This is a genomic window from bacterium (assembly GCA_035549195.1).
GTDB lineage: Bacteria > Oederibacteriota > Muellerivitia > Muellerivitales > Muellerivitaceae > DASZRK01.
Genome location: DASZRK010000017.1, coordinates 146,212 through 161,207, shown reverse-complemented (window position 1 = coordinate 161,207; position 14,996 = coordinate 146,212). Strand labels below are relative to the sequence as shown.

Below are 14,996 nucleotides of genomic sequence, written 5' to 3'. Positions count from 1 at the left end.
CCGCCCAAGGGACTTGATCCCTGAAAAGCCCGGTGCAGGTCTTTGGTCCGGGGCCGGGTTTTGCTTATTCCTGAAAGGCGCATGGCCTCCTGGTTCCGGATGTCCTTGATCCCGCCGGAGAAACCCAATTGGGGGCTTGTTTCCAAAAGGCACCTGTGTAACCTTGGGAAGGTCCTAGGGTTAATGCCTCGGAAGAAAATCCACCTTTGGAGGGGGAGACGATGAAAAAAGCTTTTGTTTTTGGCCTGGGTTTGGCTTTTCTAGCCGTGACCGGATTGGTCCAAGCCGATGAAATGAAGGACAAGCACCTGAAGGAAGACCACTCCAAGATCCTGGAGTGCGAGGTCGTCGATGTGGCCTGCTACCTGGGCAAGGGCGCCCATGGGCCGGACCACACGGCCTGCGCCGCCAAGTGCATCAGCGAGGGCGGGATGCTGGCCCTGCTTTGCGAGGGGAAGCTTTGCGTTCCCGTGACGCCGGAATTCCACCAGGTCCGCACCCGTTTCGTCTCCAAGGGAGGGGAAAAGGTGAAGGTCCGGGGGAACATCGTCGACAAGGATGGGACCCACTTCCTGATCCTGGCCGACATGGGGAAAAAGAAGTAACCCGAGATCATCGAGAACGGCCGGAAGCCTCCCGGGAAACCGGGGGGCTTTTTTATTTCTCCAGGACCTCGTCGGCGGTCAGGAGGGTGATGCCCGCGTGGGCCATGGCCTTCAGGGCCTTGTCCCCGTCGCCGGGCTTGGCGTTGACCGCAGCCACGGCGTCCTCCACCACGAAGGTCTCGAAGCCGTATTTGTCCGCGTCCAGGGCGGTGGCCTTCACGCAATAGTCGGTGGCCAGACCCACCACGTAGAGATCCTCGACGCCCTCTTTCTTGAGGAATTCCGCCAAGTTCGTGTTGGTGGCTTCGAAGGCCGAATAGCCGTCGTCCTTGTTCTTGGTGCCCTTCAGGAAGACCTTCTTGAGCTTGGAAACGTCCAGCTTGGGGTGGAAGTCGGCGCCGGGCGTGTCCTGCACGCAGTGGGGCGGCCATTTCTTGAAGTGCACGCTGCCCTTGGGATGCCAGTCCTTGGAGGCGATCACCAGGGGGAAGGCCGGCATGAGGGAATTGATGACGGGCACGACCTTGTCCCCTTCCGGAACGGCCAAGGCGCCGCCGGGGCAGAAATCGTTCTGGACGTCCACCACCAGCAAGGCCTTCATGTTTTCCCCTCGGGGCCCTGGAATTCCCTCAACAAATTGTCCCGCAGTCCCATCAACTTGGCGCTCAACCCCACCTTGTAGGTGTGGGGGTTCTCGAAGCGCTTGCGCTCGGGCGAGAGCTTGGAGAGCCGTTCCTTGGCGTAGGCCGCCGATTCCTTGACCGTCGGCCGGGCCAGCGCGCGGCCCTCTTCCATCACTTTAAAAAGTAAAGACTCAGGAAAACAGTGGGCGATCCGGCTTTTTTTATCGGGTGAAACGGGGTGAAAGATGGTCTCCACGGCCCTTTCTTCCTCCAACAGGATGCCGTCGGCGTAGAAGAACCCCTCCGGGTCGGTATAGCGCACCACCTTTTTGACGCCCGGCAGCGAGGTCTTGGACAGGTTCTCCGAGATCTTGAGGGTGGGGCGGTCGCCCAGGACCCCCAGCTTATAGACCCCGTCCAAGGCCGATTGGTCCTGGCCGGTCAGCAGGCTGGTCCCCACGCCAAAGACGTTGATGGGGGCGTGCTGGTCCAGGAGGCTGCGGATGAGGTATTCGTCGAGCTGGTTGGAGGCCACGATCTTCACGTAATGCAGTCCGGCGGCATCGAGCATGCCCCGGGCATGCTTGCTCAGGTAGGCCAGGTCCCCCGAGTCCAGGCGGATGCCGGAAAGCCGGTGGCCCTTCTCCTCCAGCTCCTTGGCGACCAGGATGGCGTTGGGCACACCGCTGTCGAGGGTGTTGTAGGTGTCCACCAAAAGGGTGCAGCGTTCGGGATAGATCTCCGTGAACTTCCGGAAGGCGGTGAGCTCATCGGGAAAGCTCTGGATCCAGGAGTGGGCCTGGGTGCCCGAGGGGGAGAGGCCGAACTCCCGGGCCGAGAAGACGTTGGAAGTGGCGGTCACGCCCCCGATGTAGGCGGCCCGGGAGGCCTGGATGCCGGCCAGGCCCTGGGAACGCCGGAAGCCGAAGTCCACCACCTTGCGGCCCTCGGCGGCGAAGACCATGCGGGCGGCCTTGGTGGCGATCAGGGATTCGAAGTTCAGGAAATTGAGGATGAGGGTCTCCACCAGCTGGGTCTCCAGCAGGGTACCGTGGACCCTTAGGACCGGTTCCAGGGGGAAGACCACCTCCCCCTCCCGGACGGAAAAGATCTTGCCCCGGAAACGGAAGTCCTTCAGGTGATCGAGGAACCGCTTTTCGAAACCCTGCTCCTTCAGGTAATCCAGGTCCTCGGGCTCGTAGCGGAACTCCTCCAGCACGGGCAGGAGGTCGTCGAGCCCCGCGAAAACGGTGTAGCCGCCCTTGAAGGGGTTCTCCCGGAAGAAGTAATCGAAACAGGCGGGGATGTTCTCTTGGCCGGTCAGGACATAGCCCTGGGCCATGGTCAGTTCATAGAAGTCCGTGTAGAGGCCGGTGTGACGGGGGATGAGGGAGGACATGGGGCCATCCTAAGGTTCTAGAGGATATCTTCCAAGTTCTTGGAGCCGTGAATGACGCGATGGATCTCGATCATTGAACCCCGGACCAGGTAGAAAACCAGGAAGTTCCCGAGCATGAGAACACGATAGCCCAATTTCTTCAATTTATCGTTCCGTGGGACCCGGCCCATTTCGGGGTGGGCCTCCAGCCGCCCGATCCGTTTATCAACGGTTTGAACGAAGGCGGCCGCGCGGGATGGGCTATCCAGCGCGATCCAATCGAGGATCGAGACCAGGTCGTCTTGGGCCGCTTGGAGGTAACGGAGGCTACGCCTGCTGGGCATTCAAACGCCGCTTGAGGGCCTGGATCATTTGGGGATGGGAGAGGCCCTTATCCCCGGAGGCGGATTGGGCCTGTGCCACGGATAATTTCTCAAAAAGATCCAACTGCGATCTCAGCTTCTCATAGTGCTCCATGCTCATGACCACGAGGTCGCCTTCACCATTGGTGGTCAGATAAACGGGTTCATCCTGCTCATGACACAGGGTGGAGATCTTCCGGGTCTGGTTCCGGAGACTGGAAATGGATTTGATGATGGGCATGGGCGCCTCCTAGGCTATAGGCAAATTAACACCTAATTTTGATATTGGCAAGAAAGGCGGTTTTTAGCGGGAATGGCGCTTGAAGAAGTCCCAAATGAGGTCGCTGGCGTCCAGTTGGCGGCTCACCTTGCCCACCATCCATTCCCCCGCGTAACGAAGGCCGCCCGGCCAGGTATGGCCCCCGCCGTGGACGACGAAGAAGAGGACCTCGCTGCCGTTGGCCGAAGGGGGATAGGCGATGCGGTCCACCCGAGTGGGGTCCTTGGGGTCCAGGACGGGCAAGGCGGTGGTGACCGGCGCGCCCTTGCATCCGTCCAGGGCCGCCCAATCGGCCGCGGCCCGGGCCGGGGCGATGATCTCGCCGCGCTTGCGGCGGAAGAAATGGACGAAGCCCCCTTCGAAGGGGACCAGGGGATCCTTATCGCCGTTGATGAAGAGCATGGAAACGGGGAACTTGGGGGAACAGACCGCCGGCAGGTTCTTGGGCATGGAACCGGCCACGGGGGCCCCCGCCGCGATCTTGTCCGAAAGCTCGCAGACCAGGCGGCAGGTCATCATGGCCCCGTTGGAGATGCCCGTCACATAGACCCGCTTCGGGTCCACGCCCTCTTTTTGGACCATGAGGTCGATGAGAGCCGACAGGAAACCCACGTCGTCCAAGTCCTTGCCGTGGGCCTCATCGTCGATCTTGCGCCCGTCGTTCCAGTTCTTCCCGATCCCATCGGGATAGGCGACCAGCCATCCGTCCCGGTCGGCCAATTCATTGAAGCGATCGAAGGTGAGCTTCTGCATGCCGGACCCGGTCCCCGTGCCCCCGTGCAGGCAAAGCAGGAGGGGATGCCGGAGCTTCGGGTCCAGGGTGGCGGGGCGGTAGAGGACATAGGTGCGCTTCAGGCCGTCCCAGGCCATGGAGCCGTTCTCGGGACGGGAGGTCAGGGAAGCGGCCTTCAGGGACGCGCAGGAGATGAGTAAAAGAGGCAGAAGGGAAAGAAGCAGAACGGGCCGGAAGGGAGGACGCAAAGCCCGCCTCAGTCCGCGAAGAACTTGGGCAGCCAGGTCGTGAGGATGGGGATATAGGTGATGGCGAAGACCATGGCGTGCAGGATCAGGTACATGGGCAGCACCGCCCAATAGACCTCGGTCATGGGTTTCTTGAAGCGGTAGCTGGACAGGAAGAGGTTGATCCCCAAGGGGGGCGCGATGAAGCCCAGTTCCATGTTGGCCAGGAAGATGATGCCCATGTGCACCCGGTCCACCCCGAAGGCGTCGGACATGGGCATGAGGAGCGGCACCACCACCACGATGGCGGCGAAGATCTCCAGCAGGCTCCCCACCACGATGAGCATGAGGTTCACCATCAAGAGGAAGACCCATTGGGAATGCACGGTGTCGTGCACCCAGGCGGCGAGCCGGGCGGGCACCTGGGCGTCCACCATGTCGTTGGTGAAACCCAGCGAGACGCCCAGGATGAGCAGCACGCCCCCCACCAGGATGCCGCATTCGGTGATGACCTTGGGGACATCCACCATCCTCAGCTTCCGGTACAGGAAGACCTCCACCAGGAAGGCGTAAAGGGCGGTCAGGGCGGCGGATTCGACCAGGGTCACCTTGATGATGAAGAGGAAGAAGAAGACCACCAGGGGCAGGGCCAGTTCCCACTTGGCTTCCCAGAAGGAGGCGAGGGCCTCGTTGACCTTCTTTTCCACGTCCCAGCCGCGGCTCCAGGGCGCCAGGACGGTCCTTTGGATGATCGGGAAGAGATAGCTGCAAAGCACCAGCACGAAGCCCAGCGAGGAGAGGTGCACGAAGGTGATGGGGCCCACGGTCGCGGTCGCCGCCTTGGCGCCGTCCAGCGCGCCCAGGACCATCCAGGCGAACTGGGCGAAATATTTCCATCCGTAAAAGGCCAGGACGGCCAAGAAGACGCCTAAGGAGCCGACGCAGGTCCAAAGTTTCAGGGTACGCCAAATGGAATATTTCCCCAGGGTCTCCTTGGACGCCTTCCAGATGCCCCAGAGGGCGGTGAGGAGGAGAAGGATCATGCCGGGGATGAATCCGCCGAGGAAAAGGTCCTTGATGGAGGTGGCGGAGACCACGCCGTAGAGGATCACGGGAAGGCTGGGGGGAAAGAGCATGCCCAGGGACCCGGCGGAGGTGAGGAGCCCCAGGGCGTCCCGCTCCTTGTATTTCTCGGCCAGGAGGATGGGCATGAGCAGACCGCCCAGGGCCAGGATGGTCACGCCCGAACCGCCGGTGAAGGCGGTGAAGAAGGCACAGACGCAGGCCGTCACGATGGCGGGCCCGCCCCGCAAGGATCCGAAGAAGGCCTCGAAGACCCTGAGCAGGCGTTGGGAGGCGCCGCCCTCGGCCAGGAAATAACCGGTCAGGGTGAAGAGGGGAATGGTGGGGATGGTGGGCGAGACCACCATGCGGTAGGTCTCCACGGGGATGGAATCGATGGGGGTGTCCGAGTTCCACAGGAAGATCAGGGCCGCGCCGCCCAGCACCAGGAAGACGGGCATGCCGAAGACCACCGCCACCATCAGGATGCCGAAGCAGATATAGATGAAGGTCTGGGAGGGGTTGTGGATCATGGGGGCCAGGTAGGCCAGCCAGCCGGCGATGAAGAGGGTGATCAGGCGTTCGTTCCATTTTTCCGAGGAACGCCAGATCATCCTGAGCAGGATCATGGAGAAGCCCACGGGGATGCTGAGCAGGACCACCCATTTGGGCAGGCCGATGGCGATGATGGAATCCACGTCCCGTTCGATCATGGCGAAGGACCAACTGGCCTTGACCAGGTAAAGGGTGATGGCGGCGCCCAGACCCGCGGTCACGATATGGGCGGCGGCCTTGAAACGGTCGGGGATCATGCTGGCGGTGGTGGCGAGCTGCAACAGCTTGCCCTCGCGGGCGGCGATGGCACCTCCGAACATCATGATGGCCAGCACCGAGTGCTGGACCAGGTTGAGGGAGCCGGGCACCAGGAGGGGCGGGAACCAGTCGAAGATGGCGTGGAGCTTGCGGGCCAGGATGTCCAACAACGGCAGGGCCATCATGACCCCGAAGAAGAAGGTCAGGAAGAGGTTCTCAGGACCGTGCCAGGGGGCGGGTTTGGAGGGCGCTTCGCCGGGATGTCCGTCCATGACGAGGCCCGAATGGATATCGACCGGGGACTCGGGTGATGGTGCGGGGGCCGACGGGACCGGGACCTTCCGGGCCCGGGCCGGGGACCATTTTTTCTTCGAGGGGCCCCGGGAGGGCCGCTTACGGGAAGGCATTAGGGAGCGGCCGCCTTATGTTTGGCGCGGTACTCGTCGCGGAAGGCCGTGGCCTGGTCCAGGATGTCCTGGGGGATGACCTTGCCGCCGATCTCCTTGGAGATGCTGGCGTTCAGGGCCTCCCATTGGGCGTATTGGTCGGGGGTGATCTCATGGATGATCAGGCCCTTCTTTTTCATGACCTCGATGGCCTTGGCTTCCCCGGAACGGATCTGGTCGCGGAAGGCGACCCCGGCCGTCTGGGCGGCCTTGAGGAGCGCGGGCTGGGCGGAGGCGGGGACCTTGGCCCAGGCCTTGGTGGTGATGACGGTGGCGCCGACCAGCGGGGCCCATTTCATGTCGGTCATGTGGGGGGCCAGGGCGAACCATTGGAAGGAAAGGGCCGAGATGGGGGTCGTGTCGAAGGAATTGATGAGGCCGGTCTGGAGGTTGGGCAGGATGTCGGTGGCGGCCAGGGGGATGGGGGAGTAGCCGGCGGACTTCCAGATGCTCATGGTGTCGGCGTCATCGCCCCACACGAAGAACTTGGCCTTCTTGAGGTCGTCGGGGGTGAGGATGGGCTTCTTGCCGAAGAACATGACCCAGCCGGCGTCGCCCCAGTTGAGGACCTTGAAGCCCTTCTTCAGGAGGCGGTCCTCCAGGATGGGCTGCATCTTGGAGCGCACGTAATCGCTCTCGGCGTAGTCGCGATACATCATGGGGACGGAGAGCACCTGCACGCCCTTGTCGATCTGGCCCAGCCCCACCACGGTGAAGACACCCACCTGGATCTGGCCGATGCGCATCTTGCTGACCATGTCGGGCTCGTCGCCCAGCACGCCGCCGGGATACATGGTGAGGTTCACCCCCGCGGCCTTCCACTGTTCGCCCATTTCCCGCATGATCTTGTCCCACACCGAGCCCTCGGGGGCCAGGGTCCCCAGCTTCAGGGTCAGGTCCTGGGCTTGGAGCGCGGGGGCCGCCAAGAGCAGGGCCGACAGCAGGATGTTCTTGAGGGAAAGGCGCACGAGGGACTCCTTGTAAAACGGATTGCCGACCATTCTAACGTTAGACGGTTACTTCACGAACAAAGTATCGACATGGGAAAGGAGCCATTTGGCCCTTTTTTGCGTGATCAGGTTGACCAGGCGCCAGCTGGGTTTCTTGTCGACGTCGATGGCGAGGGCCTTGTTGCACATCTCGATGAACTCCTCGCGGTCCTGCTCCTTCTCATCGACGGCCGCGGCGTAGTTCACGTAGGTAGAGGCGCTCAGGCCCCCGTTGAGCTTCAGCGCGGCCTCGAAATGTTCCTTGGCCTTCTTGAGCGAACCGCCCATCAGGGCCGGGCGGCTTCCCTCGTAGGTGATGAGGAACTCATGCAGGGAGCCGTCGTCGTAATCGGGCTCCAGCTCGTAGGCCCGGTAGATCAGGGCCTCGCCCTGGGGCACGTCGGAGACCAGTTCGGGGTCGTCCTTGGAAAGGGAGATGGCGGCCAGCCAGGAGACACCGGTCCAATAGAGCAGGTCGATGTCCTCCTTTTTCGCCAGGGCGACCGCGGCCTTGGGGTCCTTGAGGAGCAGGTCGCTGAAATGCTCGTAGCGCACGTCGAAGCCCCGCAGGCCGTAGTCCCGGGCGCGGATATAGAGCTTCTTGGCCCGTTCCTTCAGCTCCTGGGACCTGGGATAGTCCTTGTCGGCGATGTATTCCCCGTCGGAGTGCACGAAGGCGTAGGCGTATTCGGTGAAGCTCTTGGAAAGGGCGGTGAGGAGCGGCACATGGCGGGGGGTGGCGGAGAGGATGCTCTCCATCAGTTTCAAGCTGAAGGGGACCGCCTGGCGGATGAGCTCGGGGTCGTTATCGGAGGAAAAGGTGTCGCCGGGGGCCGCCAGGCTGTCGGCGAAGGAATCCACCATCATGGACTTGATGAAACAGCCGCTGAAAAGGGGAGTCATCAGGGCCAACAGGAGCAGGCCCAGGAACCAATGTCTTTTTGTTCCCATTGTCGTTTCCTTGGATCTTCCGTAATTCGAAAGGGGACCTTTTTACCCCCCGGCCCCCCGGGGTGTCAATGCGCCGCAGGATGCCTTGAAACCTCAGCGGGGCGGGGCGGTTGGGCCCAGCCCCGAAAGCGGAAGGAAAGCCCCCACCCTTGGGGCCTGACCCGGCTCCAACCCCCGCAGGGGCGGGCCCAACCTTTCCCAAGCCGCGAAACGCCGGGCGCATTGGGGAAGGGACCTTTGAAGTCCCTGGAACCGCCCATGGGCCGCCCGGCAGGTCTGCCCGGGCCCGCAATCCCTCGAGAAGTCCCCACCCTGGACATGGACCCGGCCCGCCCGCACGGCGGTCTCCACCGTGCCCCCATGGGAGGCGATCTCGAAGACCGTCCCTTGCGCACCGCAGACCACGCCTTCCGTACCCACCTCGAAAGAGGACCCGGTCTTCTCCATTGGTTCCCCCACGTCACCCAAAAGATCGCCCGTCCAGAGTTTCAACCGGGTCCGGAATCCGTTCCCCGCCTCCTCCCGCAGGGTCTCAATGGTCATTTCACTGTTCCCATCCAGGTGTACCAGGATGCCTTTCTTGAGCGAGAGCACGGCCTGCGTCCCCTCCCCGACCAGGATGCGGTCGCCTTCCTCCAGGCGCGTGCCCAAGCGCCCGCGTTCCCAACCGGCGGACCCCTCGGAACGGAACTGGACCTGGCCCGACCCTTGGATGTCGGTGATGAAATAAGCCGTCAGGATGTCCTCGAGCGAGGGCTCCAGGCTGGAACGGCCCGGGTCGGGCAGGGCCGTTAGGAGGATCACCAGCATTCCCAGCTTCAGTCGTTCCAAGCGGGTTCCTTTTTTAATGAGGGTCGTGGCATAAAAAAAGGCGGCCCGGAGAACCGGGCCGCCTGGACCGAGCGGGAATTACTTCGCTGGAGCGGCCGCCGGGGTCGAAGCCGGAGCGACATGCTTCTTGGCGGTTTTTTTATGGTGCTTCATGTGGTGTTTCTTGACGACGGGAGCCGGGGCGGCGTCATCGGCCATCACGAATCCGGAAGTCACGGCTAGGAAACCCAACGCCAGAACAGCGGTCAAAATCTTTTTCATCCTCATCCTCCTTGAATGGGTGGGTCGTTCCGATCGCGCCCACCTCTTATAAGACGGGCCTGGCGACCGGGGAGTTGCCTACCCAAGACCCCTTGAGGTTACCTCGTACACCTTGATCGAGAAAGGGAATAGGGCTTGATTATTGACCGACCGGTTGGTAGGTTAATGCCCCATGGTCAACAAGATCAACGAAGAAAAGCATCAGACCCAACGCATGTGCCTGCTCGCCAAGGCCCGCCAGCTCTTCGCCTCCCAAGGGGTGAAGGAAACCAGCATGTCCCAGATGGCGAACGCCTGCCAGGTGACCAAGGCCACCCTTTACCACTACTTCCGAAGCAAGGAGGAGATCCTCAAGGAGATCCTCGCCTGCCGCAACGCCGAGATCGTGGACATGAGCCGGGGGCCGATGCCCGCCAATCTCGAGGAGTGTTTCTACCAGATCGGCAAAAGCCATCTGGAGCACATGGACAAGCCCGAGAACCTGGAACTGATGAAGATCCTGCTCTCGGAGACCATGAAGAACCCGGAGATGAAGAAGTATTACATGGATTTCGTGGTGGAGAACATCACCCGGGGCGCCCGGGAGGTGCTGGCCCCCTTCGTGAAGGGCCGTAAGGACGAGCGGGAGTTGAAACTGCTCTTCTTCCAGTTCATGGCCGGTCTCATCCACTACAACTGGAACAGCAAGATGGTGGGGAGCCTGTCGGAGCTTTTGGGGGATGACGAAACCTTCGTGCGGCGGCTGTCCAAGACCTACGCCGCCGCGGTGTTGAACGGATGACTTTTCTTTTTTCGACGGTCCAACAAGGGAGGTCGGTTATGTCTCGGTTCCATGCCGTGGCGGTCCTTTTCATCCTGGCCCAGGCGGCCTTCGCGCAGGATAAGTTGGTCTTGGACGATTACCTGGGGCAGGTCAAGGCCAAGGGCCCGGCCTACCGCGCCGCCCAGGCTTCGGTGGAAGGCTATGAGAAACAGTCCCACCAGCAGGACCTCCTCTACTCCCCCCAACTGGGATTGAGCTACGGTCACCAGAGCAATTACCAGCTCCAGCCGAACAACCCCTTCTATCCCACCAGCACCCTGGGCGACAGTTTCATCGCGTCCCTGTCCGATAAGCTTCCCTTCGGGCCTTCCATCTCCCTGGGCTACGCGGTGACCAACGTGAACCTGGAATTCCCGTCCTCCGCCCTGGCCTTCCTGGGAAGCCTGCCCAACTACTACCCCGAATATTTCCAGGCCGCGCCGGTGGCGTCCCTCTCCATGCCCTTGGTGAAGGATTTCCTGGGCACGCAGACCCACGCGGGAGCGAAGAAGGTCCAATACCAATTGGAGTCGGCTTCCCAAGGCGCGGTCTTCCAAAGGGAGCAGGTCCTCTTCAACGCCAAGGTGGCCTATTGGCGTTTGGCGCTGGCCCGGGAGACCCTGGCCATCCGCCAGAACACGCTGGAGCGCAGCCAGAAGATCTGGGAGTGGACCAAGCGCCGGGTCGCCCGCAACCTGGCCGATCCGCCGGACGCGCTCCAGGCCGAAGCCTCGGTGCGTGTGGCGGAACTGGACCTGGAGACGGCCCAGGAGGACGAAAGGTCCGCCCGGCTGGAGTTCAACCGTTACCGGAACGTCCCCGAGGACCAGGTGCCGGAAAAACTCGGATCGCTCGAGGATTCTCTGGCCGGTATGAAGGTGGAGGTCCCGGAGGATCCGGCGGCCCGGATGGACCTGCGCGCCACCGAATCGACCGCCCTGCAGCAGAAGGCGGTCTTCGACGAGGCCTACCAGAACATCCTGCCGGACATCACGCTCCTGGCCTCCTACCAGGGCAACGGCCTGGGGTCCCAATGGGGCCCGGCCAACGACATGGCCTTCGGCACCGATCACCCGGTCTGGACCCTGGGCGCCCAGTTCAACCTTTCCCTGGACGTCTTCACGGCCCAAAGGACCGCCGACGGTTATGAACTGAACTACAAGAGCGCCCAATTGGCCCTGGAGGACAAGAAGGCCGAGGTTGGCCAGCAATGGCAGGACCTCCGGCACCACCTCACGGACGTGGACAAGCGGCTCGAGATGGCCGCCCAGATCGAGTCCATCCAGAAGGACAAGGCCGACCAGGAGAAGACCCGCCTGGAACTGGGCCGCACCACCCAATTCCAGCTCCTATCCTTCGAGAACGATTATTCGCTGGCCCGCTTGAACCGCCTTTCCCTGGTCCTGGAAAAGCTGTCCTACCTAGCCCAGGCCCAGTGGTGGTTGACGACCGAACCCGATGCCTCCGGAAAGGACTGATCCATGAACCTCCCCAAACTCGCCATCGAGCGGCCGGTCTTCATGAGCTGTATCGTCATCCTCATCATGGTCCTGGGTTATATGGCCTCCCAGGCCCTGGGGGTGGACCTGTTCCCCGACGTCAGTTTCCCCTTCGTGTCCGTGACCACGCCCTACAAGGGGGCGGCACCCGAAGAGATCGAGAACCTGATCTCCAAACCCATGGAGGAGCAGTTCTCCACCCTGGAGGGCGTGAAGAAGGTCTATTCGGTCAACCAGGAGGGCTTCTCGGTGGTGACCGTGCAGTTCACCCTGGAAACGGACAGCAAGGACGCCGAACAGCGGGTCCGCGACCGCCTGTCCTTCGTGCGGCCCCGGCTGCCCAAGGACATCGACGAGCCGGTCATCCAGCGCCTGGACCCCTCGGACCAGCCGGTCATGATCGTGGCGCTCGATTCGACCCTTCCGGCCTACCAGGCCTATGACCTGGCGGACCAGGTCATCAAGCCCCAACTGTCCCAGGTGGACGGGGTGGGCGTGGTGGACATCTTCGGGGGTTCCAAGCGGGAGATCCGCGTGGAACTGGACCGGCACCGCCTGAACGCCTACCGCATCAGCGCCAGCTCGGTGGCCAACAACATCGGCCTCAACGGCCAGAACGTGCCCGTGGGCAAATACGAGACCGGCGGCCAGAACACCCTTTTCCGGTCGGTGGGGGAATACAACGACCTGGAGCGCCTCAAGCACACGGTGGTCAACTTCCTGGGGTCGGACGTGCCCATCACGGTCGACAAGATCGGCCGGGTTCTGGATACCACCGAGGACGCCCAGAACTACAGTTCCCTCAACGGGAAGGCCTCCCTTTTTCTCAATATCCACAAGCAATCGAAGGCCAATACGGTGGCGGTGGTGGACGGGGTCCTCAAGGCCATGGGCCACATCAACGCCGTGCTCAAGACCCATCCGGGGAACCCGGCGATCTCCCTGGTGCGGGACGACGCCAAGTTCGTGCGCCTCAACCTGGAGGACGTGCGCAACACCATCGCCATCGGCATCACCCTGACGGTGCTGGTGGTCTTCTTCTTCCTGGGGTCCGTCCGCTCGACCCTCATCACCATCACCTCGCTCCCGGTGTCGCTCCTGGGCGCCTTCATCCTGATGAACGGCATGGGCTTCACCCTGAACCTCATGACCCTCCTGGCCCTGTCGCTGGCGGTGGGGCTCCTGATCGACGACGCCATCGTGGTGCGGGAGAACATCTGGCGCCATATGGAGGAGGGGGAGGAGCCCAAGAAGGCGGCCTTGAACGGGACCCTGGAAGTGGCCATGGCGGTGGTGGCCACCACCTCGGTCGTCATCGCGGTCTTCCTGCCCATCGCGTTCCTCAAGGGCACGGTCGGACAGTTCTTCCGCCAGTTCGGCATGACGGTCTGTTTCGCCATGGGGGTCTCGCTCTTCGAGGCCATGGTCATGGGACCCATGTTGTCGGCCTATTGGGGCAAGGCGAAGGGGGGAAAGCACGTGCGGCCCGCCGGCATCCTCCATTGGTTCGACAATTTCCAGACCTTCCTGGAGAAGCAATATGAAAGGCTCATCACCTGGTCGGTCGCCGAGAAGGGAAAGGCCTTCCTCAGCAACCGGGGGATCGTCCTATTGGCGGCCTTGGTCATCTTCTTCGTGAGCCTTTTCATCGGGGTCAAGTTCGTGCCCTTCACCTTCCTGCCCAACGGGGACAACGGGGAATTCCTGGTCAGCCTCAAAGCGGCCCCCAACACCGCCCTGGACACCATGCGGGACAAGACCGAGAAGATCAGCGCCATCATCCACAAACACAAGGAGATCGCCCTGACCAGCGAGGTCATCGGCGATACCCAGGGGAACGATAATACCAGCACCATCTACGCCAAGTTGACCCCCTGGCAGACCCGCAAGCTCACCACTTCGGACATGAAGGACCTGGTCCGTAAGGAATTGGAACCCTATCACGACGAGCTCCAGCCCCAGGTGGCGGACCGCGACCTGGTGGCCAACCAGGCGCCCTTCAACCTGGTCCTGGCGGGGGAGGACTACCAGACGCTGGAACCCCTGGCCGACAAGCTCAAGGAACAGATGAAGTCGATCCCGGGCCTGACCGACATCACCACCAACTACGACGGCGGCAAGGCCGAGTTCCAAGCGGTGCTGGACCCGGTCAAGTGCCGGCAATTGGGCGTGCTGGGCATCGAGGCGGGCAATGAGCTTCGCACCCAGATCGAGGGCAACGTGCCCGCCAAGTTCCGGGAGAACGGCCTGGAATACGACATCCGGGTCCGCGATCAGGAGGACCAGCGCAACCTCCAGAAGGATTTCTACGACGTCTGGGTGCCCAACACCAACCACCGGCTGATCCGCCTGTCGGACATCGCGCAACCGGTCACGACCGAGGGGCCCAGCAAGATCAACCGGCTCAACCGCCAGCGCTACATCATGATCTCGGGCCAGCTGGGCAAGGGCGGCGCCCTCCAGTCCATCCGCAACGACGCCGAGAAGATGGTCAAGGCCATGGACCTGCCCACGGGGGTCAGCTATAGCTTCATCGGCCAGTCCGAGGACATGCAGGACCTGATGGCCAGCATGCTCATCGCGGTGGGCCTGGCCCTCCTCTTCACCTACATGATCCTGGCGAGCCTCTACGAGTCGCCCATCCTGCCCGTGACCATCATGGTCTCGATCCCGCTGGCCATCGTGGGGGCCTTCGTCCTCATGGCGCTCACCCACCAGACCATGAACATCTTCAGCATGATCTCCATGGTCATGCTCATGGGGCTCGTCACCAAGAACGCCATCCTGTTGGTGGACTACACGGTGCAGATGGAACGCAAGGGCATCCCCCGCAACGAAGCCATCCGGCGGGCGGGGGTCATCCGGCTGCGTCCCATCCTCATGACCACCCTGGCCCTCATCGTGGGGATGCTGCCCACAGCCCTGGCCCTGACCGAGGTGGCCAAGTTCCGCCAGTCCATGGGCGTGGCGGTCATCGGCGGGCTCTTGAGCTCGCTCTTCCTCACGTTGCTGGTGGTGCCCTCGGTCTACGGTTATGTGGACGATTTCCGGCTCTGGCTACGGCGCCTTTTCGGGACGGACCCGAAAACACAGGCCAAAGCGGGGAAAGCCGTGAAGGCAAAGGCCTGAGGAGG

Annotated in this window: 14 protein-coding genes; 4 read left to right on the top strand and 10 right to left on the bottom strand. The window is 62.4% G+C overall.

Annotated features, from left to right (window positions below):
- Positions 1 to 221 precede the first annotated feature (221 nt).
- Complete coding sequence (locus VHE12_04005) at positions 222 to 605, top strand: hypothetical protein (protein HVZ79948.1); 384 nt, start codon at positions 222 to 224, stop codon at positions 603 to 605.
- Between the two features lie 52 nt (positions 606 to 657).
- On the opposite strand, the gene VHE12_04000 is transcribed toward VHE12_04005, so the two are convergent.
- From VHE12_04000 to VHE12_03955, 10 genes are all read right to left on the bottom strand, one after another.
- Positions 658 to 1,206, bottom strand: a complete 549-nt coding sequence (locus tag VHE12_04000) for a nicotinamidase (protein HVZ79947.1) — start codon at positions 1,204 to 1,206, stop codon at positions 658 to 660.
- On the bottom strand, positions 1,203 to 2,627 hold the full coding sequence (locus tag VHE12_03995) for a nicotinate phosphoribosyltransferase (protein HVZ79946.1): 1,425 nt from the start codon (positions 2,625 to 2,627) through the stop codon (positions 1,203 to 1,205). Before VHE12_03995 ends, VHE12_04000 begins: the two co-directional genes overlap by 4 nt.
- Positions 2,628 to 2,644: 17 nt before the next feature.
- The gene (locus VHE12_03990; GenBank protein HVZ79945.1) at positions 2,645 to 2,950 is read right to left on the bottom strand and encodes a type II toxin-antitoxin system RelE/ParE family toxin; all 306 of its coding nucleotides are present in this window, start codon (positions 2,948 to 2,950) and stop codon (positions 2,645 to 2,647) included.
- Complete coding sequence (locus VHE12_03985; GenBank protein HVZ79944.1) at positions 2,934 to 3,209, bottom strand: type II toxin-antitoxin system prevent-host-death family antitoxin; 276 nt, start codon at positions 3,207 to 3,209, stop codon at positions 2,934 to 2,936. The genes VHE12_03990 and VHE12_03985 overlap by 17 nt, the downstream gene beginning before the upstream one ends.
- A gap of 63 nt (positions 3,210 to 3,272) precedes the next feature.
- Positions 3,273 to 4,229, bottom strand: coding sequence for a PHB depolymerase family esterase (locus VHE12_03980; GenBank protein HVZ79943.1), 957 nt, complete (start codon positions 4,227 to 4,229; stop codon positions 3,273 to 3,275).
- An 8-nt stretch (positions 4,230 to 4,237) separates the two neighbouring features.
- Positions 4,238 to 6,490 carry a TRAP transporter large permease subunit gene (locus VHE12_03975; GenBank protein HVZ79942.1) on the bottom strand — a complete coding sequence of 751 codons (2,253 nt, stop codon included), beginning with the start codon at positions 6,488 to 6,490 and terminating at the stop codon, positions 4,238 to 4,240.
- A complete protein-coding gene (gene dctP, locus VHE12_03970) occupies positions 6,490 to 7,497 on the bottom strand; it encodes a TRAP transporter substrate-binding protein DctP (GenBank protein HVZ79941.1) in 1,008 nt (335 codons plus the stop codon). The genes VHE12_03975 and dctP overlap by 1 nt, the downstream gene beginning before the upstream one ends.
- A gap of 48 nt (positions 7,498 to 7,545) precedes the next feature.
- Positions 7,546 to 8,469 carry a TRAP transporter TatT component family protein gene (locus VHE12_03965; protein HVZ79940.1) on the bottom strand — a complete coding sequence of 308 codons (924 nt, stop codon included), beginning with the start codon at positions 8,467 to 8,469 and terminating at the stop codon, positions 7,546 to 7,548.
- Between the two features lie 93 nt (positions 8,470 to 8,562).
- A complete protein-coding gene (locus VHE12_03960; protein HVZ79939.1) occupies positions 8,563 to 9,300 on the bottom strand; it encodes a FecR family protein in 738 nt (245 codons plus the stop codon).
- A gap of 78 nt (positions 9,301 to 9,378) precedes the next feature.
- Positions 9,379 to 9,561: a hypothetical protein gene (locus tag VHE12_03955; protein HVZ79938.1), complete on the bottom strand. Its 183-nt coding sequence runs from the start codon at positions 9,559 to 9,561 to the stop codon at positions 9,379 to 9,381.
- 172 nt (positions 9,562 to 9,733) lie between these two features.
- Here VHE12_03955 and VHE12_03950 point away from each other — a divergent pair, with 172 nt between their 5' ends.
- The 3 genes from VHE12_03950 to VHE12_03940 are packed head-to-tail and all read left to right on the top strand — an operon-like array spanning position 9,734 to position 14,991.
- Entirely contained in the window at positions 9,734 to 10,342 is a 609-nt protein-coding gene (locus VHE12_03950; protein ID HVZ79937.1) for a helix-turn-helix domain-containing protein, read from the top strand.
- 38 nt (positions 10,343 to 10,380) lie between these two features.
- Positions 10,381 to 11,841, top strand: a complete 1,461-nt coding sequence (locus tag VHE12_03945) for a TolC family protein (GenBank protein HVZ79936.1) — start codon at positions 10,381 to 10,383, stop codon at positions 11,839 to 11,841.
- Positions 11,842 to 11,844: 3 nt separating this feature from the next.
- Positions 11,845 to 14,991, top strand: a complete 3,147-nt coding sequence (locus VHE12_03940; protein HVZ79935.1) for an efflux RND transporter permease subunit — start codon at positions 11,845 to 11,847, stop codon at positions 14,989 to 14,991.
- Positions 14,992 to 14,996: the final 5 nt, after the last annotated feature.

What these genes read in the sequence shown, in the direction of transcription:
- VHE12_03985 (HVZ79944.1), bottom strand. Translation starts at nt 3,209, where the DNA reads ATGCCCATCATCAAATCCATTTCCAGTCTCCGGAACCAGACCCGGAAG.
- VHE12_04000 (HVZ79947.1), bottom strand. Translation starts at nt 1,206, where the DNA reads ATGAAGGCCTTGCTGGTGGTGGACGTCCAGAACGATTTCTGCCCCGGC.
- VHE12_04005 (HVZ79948.1), top strand. Translation starts at nt 222, where the DNA reads ATGAAAAAAGCTTTTGTTTTTGGCCTGGGTTTGGCTTTTCTAGCCGTG.
- VHE12_03995 (HVZ79946.1), bottom strand. Translation starts at nt 2,627, where the DNA reads ATGTCCTCCCTCATCCCCCGTCACACCGGCCTCTACACGGACTTCTAT.
- VHE12_03975 (HVZ79942.1), bottom strand. Translation starts at nt 6,490, where the DNA reads ATGCCTTCCCGTAAGCGGCCCTCCCGGGGCCCCTCGAAGAAAAAATGG.
- VHE12_03955 (HVZ79938.1), bottom strand. Translation starts at nt 9,561, where the DNA reads ATGAAAAAGATTTTGACCGCTGTTCTGGCGTTGGGTTTCCTAGCCGTG.
- VHE12_03940 (HVZ79935.1), top strand. Translation starts at nt 11,845, where the DNA reads ATGAACCTCCCCAAACTCGCCATCGAGCGGCCGGTCTTCATGAGCTGT.
- VHE12_03990 (HVZ79945.1), bottom strand. Translation starts at nt 2,950, where the DNA reads ATGCCCAGCAGGCGTAGCCTCCGTTACCTCCAAGCGGCCCAAGACGAC.
- VHE12_03945 (HVZ79936.1), top strand. Translation starts at nt 10,381, where the DNA reads ATGTCTCGGTTCCATGCCGTGGCGGTCCTTTTCATCCTGGCCCAGGCG.
- VHE12_03965 (HVZ79940.1), bottom strand. Translation starts at nt 8,469, where the DNA reads ATGGGAACAAAAAGACATTGGTTCCTGGGCCTGCTCCTGTTGGCCCTG.
- VHE12_03950 (HVZ79937.1), top strand. Translation starts at nt 9,734, where the DNA reads ATGGTCAACAAGATCAACGAAGAAAAGCATCAGACCCAACGCATGTGC.